The sequence below is a fragment of the Pseudomonas sp. UBA1879 genome (assembly GCF_002338065.1).
In the GTDB taxonomy this organism is placed as follows: Bacteria; Pseudomonadota; Gammaproteobacteria; order Pseudomonadales; family Pseudomonadaceae; genus Aquipseudomonas.
The window spans coordinates 4,008-25,741 of record NZ_DDHJ01000002.1 but is presented as its reverse complement, the minus strand read 5'-3'; the positions used below and the strand labels follow the sequence as shown (position 1 = coordinate 25,741).

The 21,734-nt window shown below is 58.2% G+C and carries 16 protein-coding genes; 9 read left to right on the top strand and 7 right to left on the bottom strand.

Going from position 1 to position 21,734, the window contains the following annotated elements; genetic code table 11:
- Nucleotides 1-125 precede the first annotated feature (125 nt).
- Both B3N48_RS01880 and cueR read left to right on the top strand, forming a co-directional pair.
- A complete protein-coding gene (locus tag B3N48_RS01880) occupies nucleotides 126-2,324 on the top strand; it encodes a heavy metal translocating P-type ATPase (RefSeq protein WP_296178841.1) in 2,199 nt (732 codons plus the stop codon).
- Nucleotides 2,321-2,722, top strand: coding sequence for a Cu(I)-responsive transcriptional regulator (gene cueR / locus B3N48_RS01875; RefSeq protein ID WP_296178840.1), 402 nt, complete (start codon nucleotides 2,321-2,323; stop codon nucleotides 2,720-2,722). The genes B3N48_RS01880 and cueR overlap by 4 nt, the downstream gene beginning before the upstream one ends.
- An 11-nt stretch (nucleotides 2,723-2,733) precedes the next feature.
- On the opposite strand, the gene B3N48_RS01870 is transcribed toward cueR, so the two are convergent.
- The 3 genes from B3N48_RS01870 to B3N48_RS01860 form a co-directional block, all read right to left on the bottom strand.
- On the bottom strand, nucleotides 2,734-3,675 hold the full coding sequence (locus B3N48_RS01870; protein WP_296178839.1) for a halovibrin HvnA: 942 nt from the start codon (nucleotides 3,673-3,675) through the stop codon (nucleotides 2,734-2,736).
- Between the two features lie 101 nt (nucleotides 3,676-3,776).
- On the bottom strand, nucleotides 3,777-4,745 hold the full coding sequence (locus B3N48_RS01865) for a hypothetical protein (protein ID WP_296178838.1): 969 nt from the start codon (nucleotides 4,743-4,745) through the stop codon (nucleotides 3,777-3,779).
- A gap of 49 nt (nucleotides 4,746-4,794) precedes the next feature.
- Nucleotides 4,795-5,211: a hypothetical protein gene (locus tag B3N48_RS01860; RefSeq protein WP_296178837.1), complete on the bottom strand. Its 417-nt coding sequence runs from the start codon at nucleotides 5,209-5,211 to the stop codon at nucleotides 4,795-4,797.
- 857 nt (nucleotides 5,212-6,068) lie between these two features.
- On the opposite strand from B3N48_RS01860, the gene B3N48_RS01855 reads away from it, so the two are divergent.
- A complete protein-coding gene (locus tag B3N48_RS01855) occupies nucleotides 6,069-6,515 on the top strand; it encodes a DUF2599 domain-containing protein (protein ID WP_296178836.1) in 447 nt (148 codons plus the stop codon).
- Nucleotides 6,516-6,549: 34 nt separating this feature from the next.
- A complete protein-coding gene (locus B3N48_RS01850; protein WP_296178835.1) occupies nucleotides 6,550-7,398 on the top strand; it encodes a hypothetical protein in 849 nt (282 codons plus the stop codon).
- Nucleotides 7,399-7,445: 47 nt separating this feature from the next.
- On the opposite strand, the gene B3N48_RS01845 is transcribed toward B3N48_RS01850, so the two are convergent.
- Entirely contained in the window at nucleotides 7,446-8,339 is an 894-nt protein-coding gene (locus tag B3N48_RS01845; protein ID WP_296178834.1) for a PA4780 family RIO1-like protein kinase, read from the bottom strand.
- A gap of 304 nt (nucleotides 8,340-8,643) precedes the next feature.
- Nucleotides 8,644-11,226: an autotransporter outer membrane beta-barrel domain-containing protein gene (locus tag B3N48_RS01840; RefSeq protein WP_296178833.1), complete on the bottom strand. Its 2,583-nt coding sequence runs from the start codon at nucleotides 11,224-11,226 to the stop codon at nucleotides 8,644-8,646.
- 492 nt (nucleotides 11,227-11,718) lie between these two features.
- Here B3N48_RS01840 and B3N48_RS01835 point away from each other — a divergent pair, with 492 nt between their 5' ends.
- From B3N48_RS01835 to B3N48_RS01825, 3 genes are all read left to right on the top strand, one after another.
- Nucleotides 11,719-13,722, top strand: coding sequence for a hypothetical protein (locus B3N48_RS01835; RefSeq protein WP_296178832.1), 2,004 nt, complete (start codon nucleotides 11,719-11,721; stop codon nucleotides 13,720-13,722).
- A gap of 101 nt (nucleotides 13,723-13,823) precedes the next feature.
- Nucleotides 13,824-16,094, top strand: coding sequence for a hypothetical protein (locus B3N48_RS01830; RefSeq protein ID WP_296178831.1), 2,271 nt, complete (start codon nucleotides 13,824-13,826; stop codon nucleotides 16,092-16,094).
- 41 nt (nucleotides 16,095-16,135) lie between these two features.
- The gene (locus B3N48_RS01825; RefSeq protein ID WP_296178830.1) at nucleotides 16,136-16,999 is read left to right on the top strand and encodes a hypothetical protein; all 864 of its coding nucleotides are present in this window, start codon (nucleotides 16,136-16,138) and stop codon (nucleotides 16,997-16,999) included.
- Between the two features lie 43 nt (nucleotides 17,000-17,042).
- Here the strand turns inward: B3N48_RS01825 and B3N48_RS01820 are convergent, their stop codons facing one another.
- Nucleotides 17,043-17,849: an AraC family transcriptional regulator gene (locus B3N48_RS01820; RefSeq protein WP_296178829.1), complete on the bottom strand. Its 807-nt coding sequence runs from the start codon at nucleotides 17,847-17,849 to the stop codon at nucleotides 17,043-17,045.
- Nucleotides 17,850-18,089: 240 nt separating this feature from the next.
- Nucleotides 18,090-19,367 carry an acetyl-CoA C-acetyltransferase gene (locus B3N48_RS01815; RefSeq protein WP_296178828.1) on the bottom strand — a complete coding sequence of 426 codons (1,278 nt, stop codon included), beginning with the start codon at nucleotides 19,365-19,367 and terminating at the stop codon, nucleotides 18,090-18,092.
- 104 nt (nucleotides 19,368-19,471) lie between these two features.
- On the opposite strand from B3N48_RS01815, the gene B3N48_RS01810 reads away from it, so the two are divergent.
- Nucleotides 19,472-20,827: a 3-oxoacyl-ACP reductase gene (locus B3N48_RS01810; protein WP_296178827.1), complete on the top strand. Its 1,356-nt coding sequence runs from the start codon at nucleotides 19,472-19,474 to the stop codon at nucleotides 20,825-20,827.
- 23 nt (nucleotides 20,828-20,850) lie between these two features.
- The gene (locus tag B3N48_RS01805) at nucleotides 20,851-21,708 is read left to right on the top strand and encodes a MaoC family dehydratase (RefSeq protein WP_296178826.1); all 858 of its coding nucleotides are present in this window, start codon (nucleotides 20,851-20,853) and stop codon (nucleotides 21,706-21,708) included.
- Nucleotides 21,709-21,734: the final 26 nt, after the last annotated feature.

Below are 21,734 nucleotides of genomic sequence, written 5' to 3'. Positions count from 1 at the left end.
TTGTGTGGGAGGCAGTTTGCTGGCGAATATGGCCGGTCAGGCCCCAGACTTGAAAACTGGCACTTGACCTTGCCAGCGTGGCAAGGTTGATCCTTGTCGGCAATCGCCTTCAAGGAGCCTTCAGGATGTCCAGCCCCGACACGTTCGATCTGCCCATCACCGGCATGACTTGCGCCAGCTGCGCGGGGCGTGTCGAGCGCGCGTTGCGCAAAGTCCCCGGCGTAAAGAGCGCCACCGTCAACCTCGCCAATGAACGCGCTCACGTCGAAGTCCTGCAAAAAATCGACCCCGCTCACCTGATCGCGGCGGTGGATAAAGCCGGTTATGGCGCCAGCCTCGAGCAGGACACCGCCGCGCAGCAGGCCGACCAACTCAAACGCCACGACAGCGAACGCTGGCATTTGACCCTCGCCATCGTGCTCGCCCTGCCGCTGGTGCTTCCGATGCTGTTGCAACCGTTTGGCGTGCACTGGATGCTGCCTGCCTGGCTTCAGTTCGTGCTGGCAACCCCCGTGCAGTTTTTTCTCGGCGCGCGCTTTTACGTGGCGGCATTCAAGGCTGTGCGGGCGATGGCCGGGAACATGGACCTGCTGGTAGCGCTGGGCACCAGCGCGGGTTACGGGTTGAGCGTCTATCAGTGGCTTGTCACGCCAGCCGGTGGGATGCCGCACCTGTATTTCGAAGCGTCAGCGGTGGTCATCGCCTTGGTGTTGCTAGGGAAATACCTGGAAAGCAGCGCCAAGCGCCAGACCGCCAGCGCGATTCGTGCGCTCGAAGCCTTGAGGCCAGAACGGGCGATTCGGGTCGTCGACGTGCAAGAAACCGACGTAGCGATCAGCGCATTGAAGGCAGGCGATCTCGTGCTCGTCAAACCCGGCGAGCGCTTCCCGGTGGACGGCGAAGTCGTCGAGGGTCAAAGCCATGCCGACGAAGCCTTGATCAGCGGCGAGAGTCTGCCTATCGCCAAACAGCCCGGCGACAAGGTCACGGGCGGCGCGATCAATGGCGAGGGGCGTCTGTTGGTCCGCACTCAGGCGCTGGGGGCCGAGACTGTACTGGCGCGCATCATCCGGCTTGTCGAAGACGCACAATCGGCCAAAGCCCCCATTCAGAAGCTGGTCGACAAGGTGAGCCAAGTGTTCGTCCCGGTCGTCTTGCTGCTGGCGCTTGCGACGCTGGTTGGCTGGCTGCTGGCAGGTGCTTCGGCTGAAACGGCGCTGATTAATGCCGTAGCTGTGTTGGTGATCGCCTGCCCTTGCGCGCTGGGTCTCGCGACCCCCACTGCGATCATGGCCGGAACCGGCGTCGCCGCGCGCCACGGCATTCTGATCAAGGACGCCGAGGCACTGGAGCGCGCCCACGAAGTGACTGCCGTCGTGTTCGACAAAACCGGCACGCTGACCTCGGGCACGCCGCGCATTGCCCACATGATCGCCATCGATGGCAATGCCAATGCGTTGCTGCAACAGGCCGGTGCGCTACAGCGAGGAAGCGAGCATCCGCTCGCCAAGGCCGTCCTGGACGCCGCACGCGAACAGGGCCTGACACTGGAGGACATCACCCAAAGCCGCTCGCTCGCCGGGCGTGGCATCGCGGGTACCTTGCAAGGCTGCGAATTGGCGCTGGGCAACAGGCGGCTGCTTGAAGAAAGTGACTTGCCCCCCGACACGCTTGCTGAATCCGCTGAGGCTTGGGAGGCCGAAGGCCGCACGCTGTCCTGGCTCATCGAGCTGAGCCCCCAACGCCGAGTGCTCGGCCTGTTCGCCTTCGGTGACACCCTCAAGCCAGGCGCCGCTCAGGCCATCGAGCGGTTGACCGAACGCAACATCAGCAGCCACTTGGTGACAGGCGACAATCACGGCAGCGCCAAAGTGGTAGCCGAAGCGCTGGGCATCTCCGACGTGCACGCCGAGGTGCTGCCTGCGGACAAAGCGGCGACAGTGCGTGAGCTCAAAAAGAACGGCGTGGTGGCGATGGTCGGCGACGGCATCAACGACGCCCCAGCCCTCGCTGCTGCCGATATCGGCATTGCCATGGGCAGCGGCACCGACGTCGCCATGCATGCGTCAGGCATCACCCTGATGCGCGGCGATCCCCGGTTGATCCCTGCCGCGCTGGGCATCAGCCGCAGGACCTACGCGAAGATTCGCCAGAACCTGTTCTGGGCTTTCGTTTACAACCTGATCGGCATTCCCCTGGCCGCGTTCGGCCTGCTCAACCCGGTGCTGGCGGGGGCGGCCATGGCGCTGTCCAGCGTCAGCGTGGTGAGCAATGCCCTGCTGCTGAAAACCTGGAAACCCTACGATGAAGGAGACGCGCCATGAACATCGGCCAAGCTGCCAAAAGCAGCGGCCTCAGCGCCAAGATGATTCGCTATTACGAATCCATTGGCCTGCTTCACGCCGCCCACCGCACCGACAGCGGCTATCGGCTGTACGGGAAGGACGACCTGCACACCCTCGCCTTCATCAAACGCTCGCGAGATTTGGGCTTTTCGCTGGAAGAAGTCGGCAAGCTGCTGACGCTGTGGCAGGACCGGGGCCGCGCCAGCGCCGACGTCAAAGCGCTCGCGCGGCAGCATATTGCCGAGTTGAATCAGAAAATCACCGAACTGGCAGGGTTGAGGGATACGTTGCAGGATCTGGTCGAACATTGCCACGGCGATGACCGGCCCGACTGCCCGATTCTCAAGGATCTGGAATCGGGCGGATGTTGTGACTGACCACGAATGCCTCAAGGGGCTGCTGGAGGCATCGGTTGAGTCTGGTCTGCAGCAATGTAGTAAAACGTCGCCGCCTGCCCTGCTGCGCTGGCCAGCCGAACACTGATGATAGGAATCAACACACCATTAGTGGCTTTCAAATCTCGCTGATTGCGCTGGGCGTCCGCCTTTCCGGCAGTACCGTTCAGATAAAAGAAAGCCTCCAGGGGCAACGTTCTACCCAGGTTGTCAGCCCACGCTTTGATGATGATTTCATTATTTAAAAGCCTAACGCTGGGGCTCATGTAAGCGCGTGCCTGGATACTGGCGTAAAAGGCAGGGCCCGCCAGTGCATTGCGCACGTCCCTTACGTCAAATCCGCATTGCTGCTGGTATCGATTACCCGGCGTGTATGCCGCCCACCACTGAGCTGCTGTGGTAATACCCACTACATCGCAGGGGCGACTGGATGCAATCGTTGAATGTTGACCACAGCCAGCAGCCACTCGTCCATCGGTATAACCGTCGATAGGAAACGAACAGAGCACTTCAGGATGAAGCTTTGCAGGAACGTGACTGTAGGACTGAAAGATAAAACCATTGTTGTAATACAGCGGCAGCTGCCTGAAGTCGGCATCTTTCCGAAGATAGCCGAATGACACGCCTCCTTTGGCTTTGGAAGCGGGGCTGTTGTTCCAGACATGATAGGTCGGCTTGGCTGCGGTGCCCCTGATCATGATACCGCTGCATAAAAAGGCAGGCTTCGAAGCGGCTCCACAGTTCGCGACGTTGCTGGCATAACGCTCTGTAAGATGACGCGCAACTTGCTGCCCCAAGTCTTCAGCCATTGGGGTGACCGCCCGGCTTTGGGAGGCTGGCGGTATTGGAGAGGTAGGCTCGACGTGACTACAACTGATCAAAGCAAGACTGAAAGTGAACAGCGTCACTTTCCATAGATAGGCAAATGGCTTCATGACCCAATCCTCCCTGGTGGCCACCCGCGGTGCACATCCGGATTGAACAGGTGTGCACCGCGTCATCGATTCAAACGGGTATCGTTTTCAAGCCAGTACAATCACGGTTTCGCAGGAGGCAATGTGACCGCCTGATCGCCGGCCAAGTAGTAGAAGGTGGCCTGAGCACCCGGGCTCTGAGGTAACTGAACACTGATGACCGGGATGACCACCCCATCGGTGTCCCTCAAATCCCTCTGATTGCGTTGGGCATCGGCTTTGCCTTGAGCGGAATTTCTCAGATAAAAAAACGCCTCCAATGGGAGCGTTTTCCCAAGACCGTCGTTCCAGTACGCGAGGATCAGTTCGTTTTGTGTCTCGAACGATTCATCCCCCATCCGCTTCATGGCTGCAACACCCGTTGCAAACGCAACCGCGCCTGCCTGGTCACGGCCGTCTGAAACGTCGAAACCACACTGCCAGGAATGGCGGCTTTCAGAATGAGCGTTGTAGTGCTGCCACCATTGGTCCAGGGTGACGACACCGTTCAAATGACACGGGCCACTGCCTGGAAACTGCGAACCCTGATAGGAGAAAGCACCGCAGCCTTTATTGTCTCTGTAGACACTGCCTGCATCGATCGGGAAAAAGCAGAGTACTTGGGGTTTGAACTTCTCCGGCACAAAGGAGTAAGCAGTCATGATGTAGCCGTTGGTGTAACCGTAAGCGAATGTTTTAAATTTCGCGTCACTTCTCAGATAAGAAAACGACACACCGCCCTTTGCCCTGGCCGCCGGGCTATTATTCCAGACATGAAAAGTGGGATTATTAGCCGTGCCTCTTATCATGACTCCGTTGCAGATAAAAGATGGCGTCGAACTGCTTCCACAGTTAGAAGCTGTATTGTTGTACCGCTCCGTCAAATGCCTTGCCACCTGCTCACCCAAATTCTCCTGAGTGGTCGGCGACTGCGTCTGTAATAGCGGTGGTGCTGGCGGATTCACGCCCGTCTGGTCGACGGTCGCGCAACTGGCTAATAGCATGAGTACGGAATACATCAGTGACCGAAAAAAAATGAGTGATCGTTTCATAGTGTAACTCTCCGGGGTACTGGGGGAAGGCTTCCGGCCGTACAGCCACTCAAAACCGCGCAGGTGGCATGGGTTCAGTCTGGTCGGCGGGAAGAAAATAAAAGGTGGCTCTATCGGAGTCGGATCGGGCCAGCCTGATGCTGATAATCGGGATTAAAAGGCCGTCAGCCGCTTTTAATTTTCTTTGCTGGATCTGTGCATTTGCACGTCCAGTGGAACCGTAAATATAAAAGAAGGCCTCGAGCGGTAATGTCCTGCCCAGATTATCGGCCCACACCTTGATAGCCACTTCGTTTTGTTCGGCCGCGGCGGCGCTGCCGCTGAAATATGTCCGCGCCTGCACGCTCGCTGCAAATGCAGGCCCGGCCAATTCATTTCGGCTGTCCCTCACATCGAAGCCGCATTGTCCGGTATTCTTATTTCCTGTTGCAGAGCTGTAATGCGTCCACCATTGGGCGGCGGTCACTACGCCATTCAGATGGCAAGGACCACTGGAAGGGCGCCCAGAGTAAGCCCCACACCCCGAGCTTGCTCGGCCATCTGTCCATGCATCTATTGGAAAAGAGCAGAGCACTTCTGGATGGAGTTTGGCTGGCACATGGCTATATGACTGAAAAATAAACCCACTGCTGTAGCCGTACGCCAAGTGCTGAAAGTTATTGTCTTTGCGGAGGTATGAGAACGAAACGCTGCCGCGATCTTTCGAGTTTTGAGAGTTATTCCATATCGGATAATTCCCTGTGCCAGTGCCTCTTAACAAAATTCCACTGCACAGAAACGACGGTAGTGAGGGCGACCCGCAATTGGCCCGAGTATCGTTGTATCGCTCATTAAGGTGGCGAGCGACTTGTTCGCCGAGGTTTTCCTGTATCGACGACTGCACACTGGGCATTGACGCTGTCAATGGAGCGCTGGTGGAGGGCGGGCTAGCACAACTGGTTAGAAAAACAAAACTGGTGCCGAGAATAAACATCCCTATCGAAGCGTATTTTTTCATCCGTGCATTCTCCCAGTCTCAGTTGAGGCCGCCTCTCCAACCACGTTCATCGTTTTCAGAATCAAACGGGGGGGGCGATGGGTCACTGTCAAACATGCGCACCCCTCAAAGGGCATTTATCGGTTGCGTGCTCTAAGCGTCATCATTCACGCCCGCTGCCTCGTCTACAACTGGTAGAAATGACAGGTTTCTAGCACGATTCGAAATAAAAGCTGAACACGCTATTTCGAACGGATAAACCTTGATTAAATTTTACCGCAGTGCTTGACGCTGTTCTAACGCACACCTATAAATCTTCGAACAACGACCTCAAGGAAGATCTGAATATGTCTCGTATACTCTTGGTATTAGTACCCGTTATCGCGACCGTCGGGTTAAGTTTTCCTACGGTGCACGCAGCCGATGAACTTCCGAAGAACACTGACTATGCCACGTTCAGCCCCAAATGCGGCGACCAGGATTACATACAAAAGGGAGAGTGGGTCTATCGTGATAACGAATGGACACTGTCTTTAACGCCCACCGACTGCGGGCGAAATATCGGCCCCTCCCAGACACCCAATATGTTTTACGAAATATCGAAAAAGTTTGCAGGCAGTCCCTATTGGTCCAATACACGGGGCATGATCAATCAGCTGACTTGTCACCTGGCAATAGCACGTGACAAACCGGAATGGAACCTCGATCCGTGGCGACCTTATGTGGGTTACTCGAAAACAGCCGCAGCAAAATGCAATGTCACCCAGCCCGATCCGGACAGTGAATTTCATTGATCGGTTACTTATCCTCCAGGCAGGAATCGATATCATGAAGGGAACACTCAAAGAGGCCGCACCCAACGCCGTTATTGAAATCCGCAGAGACGGCACTCCGATTGGGACAACTACCGCAGATCAGAGTGGACAATGGCATTACAATGCTGCCGGGTTAGCCGATGGGGTGTATTCATTCACGGCACACACCGGCACGGAATCGTCATCGAGCTGGCGGCTGACGATCAAACAACCCGCCGTACTGATTGTGCCCTATGTGCAACATGCCAACGTCGCTCCCCCCGTCAATGATCGGCAGACACTGGCGTACTATCAAATCAAAGCCGACATCGACGTCGTTGTTCCTGACTACGGCATGCAACCGGGAGAAAGCGTCAAACTGTATTGGGTGGGCAGGAACACGACCTACGGTTCTGAAATACAAACGGTTGCCAACCCGCCTCGGCCACTCCGATTCAAAATATCCAAATATGAAGTGATTGACGTGATTGGCCACAGAAGCACGCGGATACACTACACCGTCAAACGAGGCACAGCGGAACCTGTGCTTTCTCATACGCTGAGCCTGGATGTCAGTGGTTATCCAGGCGAAGCGCCATTGGTTGCCCCTACGTTGAACGCGGCGCACGATAACATCAGAGTTCAGAGGCAGACGGGCATGGGTACCAGCACAACGGTTGAAGTGCGTGGTCTGGGCACTACCGAATGGCAGAGCAATTCGCAAACGCTTGGCAGTGCGCAATATCTGAATTTTCCTGTCAGCGCCACTTGGCTCAAAGCCAACGAAGGGAAGCCCGTCAAATTCAATTACAGCGTACGTCTCAAGCCCTCGGATGGAAGCAACTATCGCTTTTCGCAGCTGTTGCGACTTGACCGGCTTTAACTCTGCAATGAAAAACCCGGCCTGAGCCGGGTTTTCCTGTCAGCCGTTCACTGCATCCATGGCGGAGGCGGCTCTTCGGCTTTGTTCGGCGGTGCATCGTCCGCCGCCTTCGCCGCCTGACGCCGCGCTTCATCACGCTGCGCGGCTTCGATTTCACGCAGCACGCTGTTCACATCCGCCACATCGTCCGGGTCGGCGAACTCGCCGGTGAGCACGGTCGCAGGTGACAAGGTGCCCGCCTGATAGTAGGCCCACATTTCTTTGGCGAAGCGGGTTTTCTTCAGCTCGGGTGCGAAGCGTCCGAAGTACGAAGCCATGTTGCCTACGTCGCGCTCAAGCATGCTGAACGCGTGGTTGTTGCCCGCCGCATCGACCGCTTGAGGCAGATCGATGATGACCGGGCCGTCGGGCGACAGCAGTACGTTGAACTCGGAAAGGTCACCGTGCACCAGTCCGGTACACAACATCAGCACGATCTGTTGAATCAGGAACGCGTGGTACTCACGAGCCTGATCGGGTTCGAGGGTGACGTCGTTCAGACGGGGCGCCGCGTCACCGTATTCGTCCGAGACCATCTCCATCAGCAATACACCATCGAGGAAGTCGTACGGTTTGGGCACTCTGACGCCCGCACCCGCCAGACGAAACAGCGCCGCCACTTCGGCGTTCTGCCAAGCATCCTCGGTTTCCTTGCGCCCAAACTTCGAGCCTTTGGCCATGGCTCGGGCATCGCGGCTATTGCGGACCTTGCGGCCCTCCTGATACTCCGCCGCCTGACGGAAACTGCGTTTGTTCGCCTCCTTGTAAACCTTCGCGCAGCGCAGTTCTTTGCCGCAGCGCACCACATAAACAGCTGCCTCTTTACCGCTCATCAGCGGGCGCAGCACCTCGTCTACCAGACCGTCTTCGATCAGGGGTTCAATGCGTTTTGGAGTCTTCATCAGCTTTTATTGTGGGTCCTTCGTTGCCAAACACGCGATTGTTGCTCGTTATACGGCAATCCTCTGCCAGCGAGTAGGGGCATGTGGATTGAGTCATGGATTCAATCGCCAACCATACGTTCCCTGGATCATGGCAAGCAGCTTTCATGCCGGGTGTCAGACTGTCGCCCCTAAGGCTTCGTATCCTGGCACAAGAAAATGGTTCCTGACGCTCTCCACCGATTCGGTCATGGGAAGTTGTGCCAGAACAAAAAAAAAGGGGCCTTGAAGACCCCTGCCATGACACCAAATGTTTGCGTCTTCGTTACCAGCTGTAGCGCAGCCCCACGTTCACACCCCAAGGCTGCTCGATGTTTTGTCCGTTGCTGTAATCGATGTCGGCGTGCAGTTGCAGAACCTCGGTCAATTGAGCGGCTACACCGGCGCCCAATTCACCTCGGCTGCCCGACAGGTCATTGCTGAAGCTGTTGTCGTTCACCTTCACCCGATTGGCATTGGCGAACTCGTGAGCCAAGGCGACCTTCATGTAAGGCTGGACGTAACCGCCTTTTTCCATCGGGAAATTACGCCCCACGGTCGTCCCGACTTTGCCGAGAAACGAATCCGCCTTGTTGCTGCTGGCGTGCATGCCGTTATCCAGCGAGTAGCTTTCACCCTGCACCCACAGGGATGAAATCTGGCCGAAAGGCTCGACGAACCAATTGTCTTGCAGCTTGATGTGCTTGCCGACTTCGACCGATGTCCCGATACCATTGGTGTTGTAGTCGCCGTCAGTCTTGGTCCCGTCGCTCATGCGTACGTCAGATGAGTTTTTGAAGCGGTTGGCCTTGAGCACTGCGTCGACGTAATAACCGCTGTCTGACAGCCACGTGGTGTAAGCGCCAACGTAGTAGCTGTCAACGTGCCCGGACGTGCCAGCGGCGATATCCAGGTCAGAACGGCTGTAGCCCGCTAGCAGGCCAATCAGCCACTGCCCGTTAGAAACCGGTAACGGTGCATCGACACCGAACGAAACGCCGTGCTGATTCTGTTGATACGCCGTGCCGCCGGCTGCCGACATGTTGTATTTGTTGCCGTATGCCCGCGTCCACGCGCCACCCTGAGCCTCACCGTAGCGAAGCTCTCCCATGCGACTACGCAAGGTGCTCAGTTCGCCATACCAGACGGTGGGGGCAGCGCTGAACAGACCAATCACAGATTCGGTGCCCGGCGTCACGATCGGGTTGCCGTCATCGTCGAACTTCTGCACCAGGTACCAATCCGTGCCTTCACGCTGTTCGAGCTGGTAGGCGAATGTACCGAAGTCAACCTGGCCGCCGACCAGACTGAAACCCGCCGTGCTTCCGGTGCCGGTGTGCACAACCTGCTGATCCGGATCGCCCTTGATCGGGTCAATCCCGGTGTTCTTCACCAGCAACTCGTAATCCCCGCTGGCCTGCCCGGAAACGTTGACGAGATCGCCCTCACGACCGCCGAGGTTGGTGTCCATGATGAACCGGCCGTTACCCGACAACGTAGCGAGATTCAGGGTCTGAAACGTACCGTCTTCTGCTCCCAGTTTCACCGTGCCTGCGTTCATGTTCAGGTGGCTGACACCCTGGCCGTCAGGCGTGGTCCACGTGGAGTTGTTCAAATTCAATTGGGCGACATTCGCAAGCTTGCCGCTGAGCTGTGAGTTGCCGGAGAGATTGAGGGTCTGAACATCGCTTACCTCCCCAGAGACGCTGGAGTTGCCGTCGACGTTGAAGGTCTGGACACGGGTAATGTTGCCCGTCGCCGACGAATTGGCCGTCACGTTCAGATTCGTGACGTCCGTAATGTCGCTGTCAATTCGAGCGCCGTTCAGCGCATCGAACGTCGCGACACGACTGATCGTCCCGGCGGTCGAAACGTTCCCGTTGGCAGTGAGCGTCGTTACGTCGCTGACATCGCCTTCGATGCGCGACCCATTGAGAACGTTAAGCGTATCGGCACGCGTAATGTTTCCCGTCACCGAAGCGTTGTTGTTGAGGTTCAAGTTCGCGACATTGGTGATATTCCCCGTGATGCCAGCGTTGTTTTGCAGCGTCAACGCGCCCGTCGAGCCATCGCCGATCAGCACATCCCCGGTGAGCAGGCTGTCATCGACGAGGATCGTTGCGCTGGAGTTGTTGGCGACTTCGAGAATCACGCCATTGCCACCGCTCAGCGTCGCGCCATTGCGCAGGGTGATATCGGCCGACGAGGCCAGGGTGTTGCGAAATGACCCGACGATAATGGCGCTGCCGTTGGTCCCGGTGACCGAGGAGCTATCGACGATGATATTACTCTGCTGGCTGGGCAGTGACGCATCAGGGCTGACCAGAATGCCGTTCTGTTCACCCGTGATGGAGCTTTGATCGGTGATCGTTGCGTTCCCGTTGAAGAGCGCTATCCCGATACCGCCATTGAGAAACCCTGTTCCGCCTGCACTGTTTCCCTGGACGGTGCTGCCCGAAAGGATGACATCGCCTGCCGCGACGCTGACTCCGCGCTCCTGACCGATGATCGTGCTGTCCGTGACATTGGCAACCGTGCCGCGGGTGCCCGCCAGGTCGGTATTCAGAAAGAGGCCGAAGTCGCCGGTACTCTCGATACGCGCTCCGTTGAAAACACCGGTGGCCTGGTTCAAGGCGACGCCAACGCCACCCGATTGAACCAGCGCATTGGGATTCAGATTGACCACAGATCCGCTCGACGCGTTAATGCCCCCCGTCGTCGCGCCGTTGACGGTCAGTATGGCCTGATTGAGAAGGGTCCAGCTTTCGACTGGGGCGCCGCTCTCAATCGTTTCAACCGCGCCATTGAGCGTGCGTGCCGTGGCCTGCTGTTGAACCATGAGCAATGCCAAACCGATCGAAAGTGCCATCGTTGATTTTGGAAAGTGTACAGACATCCGCTGTCCTGCCTTATCTTTTAAGAAGTGGCACACATTATGAGGAGACAATGAAATCATGCTTGTAGGACATTTCTTATTTAAGCGCAGGAAATATAAACGGGTAGTTATAACCATCGATTTTTTCGCGATTAAAATGCGTGCTCTTATCGCGACACTTAAAAAACATGTTCGCAATTTTAGTCATCCGGGTTATCGCGAAAGATCATATCTCCACCCACTCGTCAGCATTGGCCCGCTGCTACGCTGACTACAAGGCCGAATGCAATACCTTGCTTGGGTAGACCCGTGAACCGGCCTTATTGACTCAATAGATTGCTTGTCTCGAACCGCGCTTATCCAACAGCTAGCGCAGCGGACTATCACGTTTCGGCACGAGGTATTGGAAGCACACATTTCACGCACGGTGTGGCTCCCGCGATAACGGAATGTCAGCCACTTAATCAATGGAAGCAGGAGATACATATGACCATTTTGCAAAGTCGTGTACTCAGGCAAGGCGCCTGCAGTATCGATCCATTTACTGCAAACGACCTGGACGCCCCATCACTCACCATTCCGGAAGCTATCCCGGATTACGACGGGTTACTGCACATAAAGACGCTCGAAAATGACCTGGAAATCAATTTGCCCTGGTGGAACGGTGTCAAGGAAGACACGCGTCTGCAAATCGCCTGGAAGCCGTTTGACCCGGGTGATCCAAACGATCCTGGTGACTCCAATCTCATCGGCACATGGCACGACGTGACGGATGCAGAAGCCACCGATAACACTACCGTGTTCAAACTCTATGTCCCCAAGGCGCTTCTGGTGCATGGCGTCTACATCATCCGGGTGAGGGCCAGATCATTCCCAGGGGGCGTGAACGACTGGACGCTTCGGCACACCGTGCGCGTTGATACCGAAGCGCCGGGCGGTGGCGCACTGCCCCTGCTGACGTTCCCGCCAGAAGTCGAGGTCAGCAAAATAATCGTCGATGCCAACATCCAGGACGGCCAACTCCCCGTGCAACTGGCCCACTATGAAGGCATCGCCAGAGGAGACACTATCGAGCTGTGGATCAACACAACACCTTGTCATTCGGAAGAATTGACAGTTGATCCAGACCCGGTCGAAGGGTTTATTCGGCTAGGCTACCTGGAGCCCGAGCTGGAAGCCGCTGGCAACGGGCCCGCCTCTTTTTTTTACAAGGTGACGGACAAATCTGGAAATTTCGCAGGTTCAAATAGCCAACTGTTCGATATCCAATTGCATACCACGCCGTCCGTGATTCCAGCACCCACGGTCCCCCAAGCCGATCCGGATTTGCTGGATGAAGCAGAAGCGCGCGCCTGGACCAAGGTGGGCATTACCAAATTCGATCTGGCTCAGGCCGGGGACGAGATCATGGTTCACTGGGGCAGCCAGACTTCAGCGAGATTCCCGCTGACCGCTGCCGATTTAGGGAATGACCCTTTCTTTACGATTGATCTCGCTTACAGCCTCGTGATCGCAGAGACCGAACAAGGGACCGTCGATGTCACGTTCGAAGTCTTTCGAAATGGCGTTTCCATCGGGACGTCCGACATCAACACCGTCAACGTGGACCTGAGAATTCCCGGCGGCCCGGACCCGGACCCCACGACCCCCATCAACGAAAACCTGAAGCCGCTGATCGCGCGAAGCGCCAGCGCCGGAGACCCGCCGCCGCCGGGTGAAGACAACGTCATTCCGCCGGAAGACTTCGATCAGGACGCCCGCGTCATCATCTCCTGGCTGGATGTCGCCGGTGATGAAATCTACGAATTGGACGACGAAATTGAAGTGACATGGGGCTCTCAAACCACCACGACCATCACACGCACGATTGTGCAGCAAGACCTCGACGATGCGATCGACCTGGTCTTGACCGTGCCTACTGCCACAGTCCAGGCAGAGGGGTCGGGCATTGATATTCCTGTCTTCTACACCATCACGCGCCCCAGCGTTGCACCGCCAAACGGAAACAGTGCCATTGCCCCGTCTGCACTGGTGAAGGTCGTTGGGCCGGACGAGCTGCCCGGCAGCGGGACCATCGATGTGCCTGTGTTCACTGTCCTGAATGAAAACGACGCGATTGGGCAGGATCAACTGATTGGCCCGACGGGAGGCCGCTATAACCCGGTTCGCACCCGAGTCGACTACGCCAACGTTGCCGCTGGCGACACCGTGCAGTTGTTCTTCAGCGGGTATGACAGGCTCACAGGCGGATCGCTGGTCCCCGGTGCGGCTTATGAACCGGTGTACACCCTGACACCAGCAGACATCTCCGCAGGCACTTACACCTTCAACGTCTCGGCGCAGTACCACTTTGCGGTCTGCAGCAGGGGCCATGTGCAGGCGTACGTTGTGTTCACCAACGCCAAGGGTTCATCACAATCCAACTCAGCGTTGGCATATTGCGACGTGAAACGCCCGAACGATCCTGATTGCTCCAGCTACGTGCCTTAGGCCGCTAGTGCAATCGCGAATGGCGCGGCCGGAGTCGGTTCCGGCCCGCGCCCATCATTTCAATACACACGATTCACTTTTCACGGCACAAGGAGCGTTCTGTGGGCAACTCAACCATTACTCCGCTAGCACTTTCCAGCCCAAGGGTTCCCTCCACGGAAGCCAACGGCGGCTTGAACTGGACAGATTTGTACGATGACCCCGAGGCCAGCATTGTGGTGCAAGTGGTGCTTCCCGTCGGAAACGAAATAGGGCTGAAAGATCGCATCGACCTCTATTGGCAAGAGCGGGCCCTTCTTTCAACCCTCGTCGATGACAAGGCAATGGAAACCCGTCTGATCAGCTTTCTGGTCAAAGCAACCGACATCATTCAGTTTGGCGACGATGAACATAAGGTGGCCTACGAGGTCACCCCAGTCATTGGCGGTTCGCCCGATCGCTCGCCTGACCGGTTAGTGCGGGTAAAAACCCTGATCCCCGGCGGAACAGACCCGGACGCGGGGACGCCCTACATCAATGAGCGCTTGCCTGAAATTCAGGGTATTCCGGCGCTCATCGAAGAGCCGACTCAGAGTCTGACGGTGACCATTGCGCCCTACGAAAACATGGATTCACATGACAAGGTTACGCTTGACTGGGGAGGCCAACGCATTCTTCCTCGTCTGCCTGTCATCGTAGGCAACCCTGTTACGTTCGAGGTCACGCGGGCGGTACTGGAGGCTAGCGCAGGTAAGGTGATCGTGCGCTATCAGATCCGGGATCTGGTCAACAACTGGTCGAAATGGTCCCGTCAGCGCGACACCGACGTCGAGGTGGGCAACAGTTTCTTGCAGGCTCCCAGAGTCAGCGGCACCGGCGTGGTCAATGGCACGATAGACCTGAAACTGTTGGGCAACAGCGACGTGCAAGTGCAGATTCCTGTCTACACCCTTAAAGGGGGGACTGCAGAATATGCGCAGATACAATCCTCGGCTGATACGCCACAACCGTTCATGGAGCGCGACGACCAGGTGCAACTGGCCTGGAGTGGACGCACCGCAGACGGCACTTTGCTGCCCGACGTGCTCATCAACTACAAGGTTACGGAGAACGACATTGGCTGGCCCATCGCCCTGAGCGTGCCCAACGCGCAGGTGAAACTGATTGCGAAGGGCTACGCGACCATGCGCTATACAGTCACGCCTGCAACAGGACCTTCCAAGTATTCCCGAAGGGCCAATGTGCAGGTAATTGGCGACGTACAAAACTTGCCACCGCCCAGCATACTCGAGGCCACTGGCAGCATTCTGGACCCTGACGCACTCCCTGCGAGCGGGGCGACGGTTCATATCGACGCCTCCGAAATGATCGCCATCGGCGACCAATTGCTAGTTTCCTGGAGCGGCACCGCGGCCAACGGGACACCTTTGGTGCATACGTTCAACGTCCTCGTCACGGGAAGCGTTGTCGGGAAACCCATTACGCGTTCAGTGAGCAAAACCTTCGTCGATCCTTTGGTCAATGGCAAGGTGGACCTCAGCTACACGTTGTACAAGGGTGACGGGCCAGTCATTGTTTCACCGGTTAGCACGTTCCAGATTCGCCAGGCAGGCGCGCAGTTGCCCGCTCCGGTCGTGGATTATTCCGAAGGCGATTTGCTGGACCCCGCAAAAGTACCGGCTAACGGCACCACCATCCGGGTCAATTACATCCCCATGCAGGCGGGGGAAACCGTCACCGTTGTCTGGGCGGCAGATTCGCCTTTCACAGACACCTTCGTGGTGCCATCGAACTGGAACGGCAAAGAAATTCCTTTCGATCTGGCGAAGACATACGTCGACGCCAACCTCGGCAAAACGGTGCAGGTGTACTACACGGTGGTTTCGAGCGGAGCGACCCGCACCTCTGCCAGCAAAGCGCTGCTCATACAGCCCGCAGGGCCAAGCGAGCTCATTGACGACTTCGACGAGCATGACGCCGACTTGATCAGCGCGGGGGGATCGATCAAGACCCGGAACATGACGATCCGGTTCGTATCGGGCACAGGCGTTGCCGGCTTCGATCCGCGTTATGTACTGCCGCCTGAAGCCGACACCACACTGTTTACCAACCCCGTTCTGCAAGTCAGCTACCGGGGAAATGGTGATCAGGTGATTGAGCTTCAGTGCGACACCGACTGCACCACCCTGAGCTTCAACGTTCATGGCGTGGCTTCCAATGCCACCGCGATCCGCTACCTGGACGCCTCCAGAACGGAACTGGGTACCAAAATCCTGCCATCGCAACCCAACCAAACCGTGACTTACACGAGCGCAACGAGGCGCATTCGGTACCTGGAAATCACCAGCCACGCCGACTGGACCCTTTGGGACCACTTCGTTATGAACATCTGAAACGCGCCAAAGCGCATTTACGCTCAACAAGGATGAACATCATGAGCAAGATCACAGACGACGACAAAAAAAAACTGGCCGCAGCCTTCTCCTCAGTGGGTAAGACCTCTGGCGTGAGCACGCTCAGCAGCACTCAACAGAACACCTTCCCCGCACCGACGGTGACCGAAGCACCTTCAGGCACCCTGAATCCCCTGCTCGGTGCATCTGGCGTACACGTCGAGGTTGCCTACCCCGAGATGAACGTCTCAGACATCATCGGGCTGTCGTTCAACGGTAATGACACATTCGACGAGCAGAACGGCAGCATGTTCGGCAAGGTGACGTTCGCCGTTCCAGTCGAGGACGTTGTCAAAGCGATCGGCAAGACCGTCGATGTCGTCTACGCAGTGGTCCGCCCAGCCGGCACTTCAATTTCCCAGTACTTGAAACTGACCGTGACCCCGATCCCGGAAAACCAGCTCGCGGGCCCGCAGATCGCACAAGCCTCTGGAGGAACACTTGATGTGACCGCCTTGACGGCCGACGCCGATGTCACGGTGTCGGCATGGCCTTTGATCGCCGTCGGGCAACGTCTTTGGCTAAAGCTGGAAGGCTCGACCACGCTGGATTTGCCCGCATGGCAGGGCTATGCGATCACCAGCACAGGCGTTCAAAGCACCAAGATCCCGCAAAGTTTTCTAAAAGGCCTGACCGACGGCTCATCACTGAAGCTGGTGTTGGAAGTGTCGTTCGATGGGGGGACCACGCGCCAGGCATTTCCGTTGACGACATATGCCATCACGGCCGTGCCGCCCATCACTTCCGTCACCATCGACCGAGTGACCGACTCCAAAGGCTTCGATATCCCGAACGGCGGCACGACTACAGACACCAGCGTGACGATCTACGGCTCAGTGGCGTAATCGATGATCTGAACGCTTTTAGTCGAGATCGCAATGACACGTTTCAAACGCGAAACAACTCGCCGGGCGTGAAGCCAAACAGGCTCTTGAACGCCGCGATAAACGCCGACGTTGAGTCGTACCCGCAATTCAGGGCGGTGCTGGTCACGCTGTCGCCCTCTTCCAATGCATTGAGCGAGGCAAGTAACCGCGCTCGTTGCCGCCAGCCTCTGAAACTCAAGCCGGTCTCGCGCTGAAACAGGCGCATGAGGGTCTTTTCCGACATGTTCATACGGCCAGCCCACTCGGTCAGTGTGGTGTTCTGGCTGGGGTCCCTGATCAGCTCGTTGCACAGCGCCAGCAGCCGGGGATGACGGGGAAGCGGCAGGGAAAAGGCCACCTCCGGCAATTGCGCCAATTGATCGAGCAGCACGTGGACCAGCCGGGATTCGCGGCTGTCGCACTCGGAATAATCCGCGGGCAGCAGGCAGAACGCCTTGATCAGCTCGCGGGCCAAGGGGGTAACTTCCAGCACACGGCAGCGAGCCGGGGCCCAGAGCGAGTCTTCGGTGCGAACGTAGAGACTGCGCATTTCGGCACGTGTCGAGGTCACTACTTCGTGATCGAGCCCGGCGGGAATCCACACGCCCCATTGTGGAGGGGCGAAGAAACTGCCTTGTTCGGTGTGAACGCCAAGCACACCGCTGATAGCGTAGGAAAACTGCACCCAATCGTGACGATGGGTCGGCGTCCACGACCCTGCGCTCAGACTCTCGGCGCGGGCGTAAACAGGCCGGGGCAGGTCAGTGAGGGCGGGGATTTGCCGGAGTGTGTCAGGGCTGCGGGAAGGAGGATGTCCTTTGCTCGGCATGGGCAGGTCTTCTGTCGTGAAGCGAGCAGTTTACGGTTGTTATCCGGACTAGATCCACCTAGAGCTCTGGAACCTGCATCCGGATTTCACGCGCCCCCTGCGGGAGTGAGCTTGCTCGTGGAGGCAATGGTTCTGACACAAAAATCTGTCGTCCCATCAGACCTTTTCGTGAGCAAGCCCACAGGAGTTGCGCATACCTTCGAAGTCCCGGTCAGGGTCGTCGCAGCATGATGATCACGACTACCGCTCCAGAATCGCCGTCACGCCCTGCCCGCCCGCTGCGCAAATCGAGATCAACCCTCGCCCCTGCCCGGCCACGCTGAGGAGTTTCGCGAGGTTGGCGACGATGCGTCCGCCGGTCGCGGCAAAGGGGTGTCCTGCTGCCAATGAGCTGCCTTTGACATTGAGTTTGCTGCGGTCGATGGCGCCCAGCGGCACGTCGAGGTCCAATCGGTTCTTACAGTATTCGGGGTCTTCCCACGCCTTGAGTGTGCACAACACCTGCGCCGCAAATGCCTCGTGGATTTCGTAGTAATCAAAATCCTGCAAGGTCAGACCATTGCGCGCCAGCAACCGAGGCACGGCATACACCGGGGCCATGAGCAGCCCCTCATCGCCGCGCACAAAATCCACCGCCCCCGCCTCACCGTCGCGTAGATACGCCAAAACCGGCAAGCCGCGCGCGTTGGCCCATTCTTCACTGGCCAGCAAGACCACAGACGCGCCATCGGTCAGCGGCGTCGAGTTGCCCGCCGTCAATGTGCCTCGAGGGCTGCGCTCGTAAGCAGGGTTCAGTGAGGCGAGCTTTTCCAGGCTGGCATCGACACGCAAGTTGTTGTCCCGTGTCAGGCCCCGAAACGGCGTGAGCAAATCGTCCTGCCAGCCCGAGGCATAGGCGGCCGCCATTTTCTGATGACTTTCCAGCGCCAGTTGATCTTGCGCCTCGCGGGGTATCTGCCAGGTCTGCGCCATCAGCTCGCAATGCTGCCCCATGGACAGCCCGGTACGGGGCTCGCCGTTACGAGGCAGTTCAGGTTTGAGATTGTGCGGCCTCAATTGGGTCAGCACTTTGAGCTTGTCCCTTGCACCCTTGGCCCGATTGACCTGGAGCAGTATCCGGCGCAGGTCTTCGTTCACCCCAATGGGCGCGTCGGACGTCGTATCCACGCCGCCCGCGATGCCACATTCGATCTGGCCCAGCGCAATCTTGTTGGCAACCAGCAACGCCGCTTCCAGTCCCGTGCCGCAGGCTTGCTGGATGTCATACGCCGGCGTTTGCGCAGACAGACGCGAGCCCAGTACACATTCACGTGTCAGGTTGAAATCCCGGGAATGCTTGAGCACCGCACCCGCCGCCACTTCACCCATGCGCAGGCCGTGCAGGCTGAAGCGCTCGATCAGCCCTTCCAGCGCCGCCGTGAGCATCTCCTGGTTGCTGGCCGTGGCGTAGGCGCCATTGGAGCGGGCGAACGGAATGCGGTTGCCTCCGACGATGGCGACGCGGCGTATCTGGTTCATTGAAATCTCCCTTTCCTGTGTGCGCTGTTCAGCCCGAAAGCGTAGGACTTATTAGCTATTGATGTGGTCCACTTCTTTGAACCCCGACTCAAGGAGAGTGTTCCATGGCATCCGATCGCTACATTGACTTCGCCAACTCCGACTTCGGTCGCCGACTGGTCGGAGCCGTGGGCCTTCCTGCGCCAGCACGACTGGATCGCTGGCAAGCCGGGCGCCTGCGGCCTGTCGAAGGCGCGTTGCTGTTGGGCGGTGGACCTCTCGCGGCGCGGGTCAGCGAGTTCGCGCCGCGCATGACCGATCTGCTATTCAGCTTTGCGAGCGACCTCAGCGGCGCGCACCCTTGGACACCCGATCAAGGCTCGAAAATCAAAGCCATCGTATTCGACGCCAGCACGCTGCTGCACACCGCCCAGCTGTCTCAACTGCGCGACTTCTTCCAGCCGGTGCTGCGCCATTTGGAAAACAGCGCGCACATTGCAATCCTCGCCCGCAGCCCTGGCACCCTGACCGACCCGCTGGCCGCCAGCACTCAGCAGGCGATCGAAGGTTTCAGCCGCTCGCTGGCGAAAGAAATGCGCCACGGCGGCACGGTTCAATTGCTGCAAATCGATGACGGCGCGGAAGACCAACTGGAAGGCGCGTTGCGCTTCTTTCTGTCGCCAAAAAGCGCGTTCATCTCCGGACAGGTCGTTCGCCTCGGCACCTGCGCCGGTCAGGTGCAGGATTGGAGCCGCCCGTTGGCTGGACGCAAGGCGCTGGTGACCGGCGCTGCCCGTGGCATCGGCGCGGCCATCGCTGAAACCCTGGCCCGCGACGGCGCAGAGGTTGTGTTACTGGATGTGCCACAAGCCAAGTCGGATCTCGACGCGCTTGCCGCTCGCCTCGGCGGTCAGTCACTGGTGCTGGACATCTGCGCAACGGACGCTGCCGCCCAGTTGATCGAACACTTCCCGGGCGGTCTCGACATCCTCGTGCACAACGCAGGCATCACTCGGGACAAGACCCTGGCGAACATGACTGCCGATTTCTGGGATTCCGTGCTCGACGTCAACCTCAATGCCCCTCAAGCGCTGACCCAGGCGCTGATCGAGGCCGGTACGCTACGCGACAACGGCAGCGTGATTGTGATGGCGTCCATCAGCGGCCTGGCGGGCAATCGCGGGCAGACCAACTACGCCACCAGCAAGGCCGGCCTCATCGGCTTGGCGCGGGCAATGGCGCCTTCGTTGAAGACGCGCGGCATCAGCATCAATGCCATCGCACCCGGCTTCATTGAAACCAGCATGACCGCGCACATGCCCTTCGCCTTGCGCGAAGCCGGTCGACGCATGAGTTCACTCGGTCAAGGCGGTCTGCCCCAGGATGTCGCCGAAGCGGTGGCCTGGCTGAGTCAACCGGGCAGCGGCTCGGTCACCGGGCAAGTGCTGAGGGTTTGCGGCCAGAGCGTGATCGGGGCGTAACGGCGAATACGGGAGACAACTCGATGAGTGCACATTGGCGCTATCTCGACACCCCACCGGCGCTGCCGGGTCTGTTCATGCAAGCAGCGTTGCGGCGCAAAATCAGTGGCTCGCAGTTGCCGGACCAGGGCCTGCGCTGCTGGGTGTCGGTGGACCCGGACAAGGTCAACGCGTTCTCCAAGGTCTGCGGGTTCATTCCCGGTAGTCTGCTGCCACCGACCTACCCCCATGTGTTGGCCTTCCCACTGCAAATGAAGCTGCTGACTGACAAAGACTTTCCCTTCCCGCTGCTGGGGCTGGTGCATCTGCACAACCGCATCAGCATCCGTCGACCGCTCGGCAGTGTGATCAAGGCGCAAGTCAGCGTTCGGGTCGCCAACCTCAAGCCCCACGCAAAAGGCGCGACGTTCAGCCTCATCACGCAGTTCGAAGATGCGCTGGGCCTGCTGTGGGAAGAGGACAGCACCATGCTCTGCAAAGGCGCGAAGATCGAAGGCGAAATCGAAGGTGCTTATGAAGCCGCGCCACTGCCGATGACCGAGCTGGCGACGTGGTACGCGCCATCCGATATTGGTCGGCAATACGCGAAAGTCAGCGGCGATTACAATCCCATTCACCTGAGCGACACCAGCGCCAAGCTGTTCGGCTTTCCGACCGCCATTGCCCACGGCCTGTGGATGAAAAGCCGTACGCTGGCTGCGCTCGATGACCATTTGCCGGCCTCGAATGTGGACATCTCGGTGGAATTTCAGAAACCGGTCCGGTTGCCGAGTGAAGTCACGCTGTCTGCCAGCGCTGCGGGCTCCCACGGGCAGTTGAAGGTTGAGGGGAAGGAAGGGATCGTGCACATGATCGGGACGTGGCAGCCTGCAGTGGAGTGACTACAGCTTCCGATTTCACCTCTCAC

Coding starts and splice junctions, on each gene's coding strand:
- B3N48_RS01825 (WP_296178830.1), top strand. CDS start 16,136: ATGAGCAAGATCACAGACGACGACAAAAAAAAACTGGCCGCAGCCTTC.
- B3N48_RS01865 (WP_296178838.1), bottom strand. CDS start 4,745: ATGAAACGATCACTCATTTTTTTTCGGTCACTGATGTATTCCGTACTC.
- B3N48_RS01805 (WP_296178826.1), top strand. CDS start 20,851: ATGAGTGCACATTGGCGCTATCTCGACACCCCACCGGCGCTGCCGGGT.
- cueR (WP_296178840.1), top strand. CDS start 2,321: ATGAACATCGGCCAAGCTGCCAAAAGCAGCGGCCTCAGCGCCAAGATG.
- B3N48_RS01840 (WP_296178833.1), bottom strand. CDS start 11,226: ATGGCACTTTCGATCGGTTTGGCATTGCTCATGGTTCAACAGCAGGCC.
- B3N48_RS01850 (WP_296178835.1), top strand. CDS start 6,550: ATGAAGGGAACACTCAAAGAGGCCGCACCCAACGCCGTTATTGAAATC.
- B3N48_RS01870 (WP_296178839.1), bottom strand. CDS start 3,675: ATGAAGCCATTTGCCTATCTATGGAAAGTGACGCTGTTCACTTTCAGT.
- B3N48_RS01815 (WP_296178828.1), bottom strand. CDS start 19,367: ATGAACCAGATACGCCGCGTCGCCATCGTCGGAGGCAACCGCATTCCG.
- B3N48_RS01880 (WP_296178841.1), top strand. CDS start 126: ATGTCCAGCCCCGACACGTTCGATCTGCCCATCACCGGCATGACTTGC.
- B3N48_RS01810 (WP_296178827.1), top strand. CDS start 19,472: ATGGCATCCGATCGCTACATTGACTTCGCCAACTCCGACTTCGGTCGC.
- B3N48_RS01835 (WP_296178832.1), top strand. CDS start 11,719: ATGACCATTTTGCAAAGTCGTGTACTCAGGCAAGGCGCCTGCAGTATC.
- B3N48_RS01855 (WP_296178836.1), top strand. CDS start 6,069: ATGTCTCGTATACTCTTGGTATTAGTACCCGTTATCGCGACCGTCGGG.
- B3N48_RS01820 (WP_296178829.1), bottom strand. CDS start 17,849: ATGCCGAGCAAAGGACATCCTCCTTCCCGCAGCCCTGACACACTCCGG.
- B3N48_RS01845 (WP_296178834.1), bottom strand. CDS start 8,339: ATGAAGACTCCAAAACGCATTGAACCCCTGATCGAAGACGGTCTGGTA.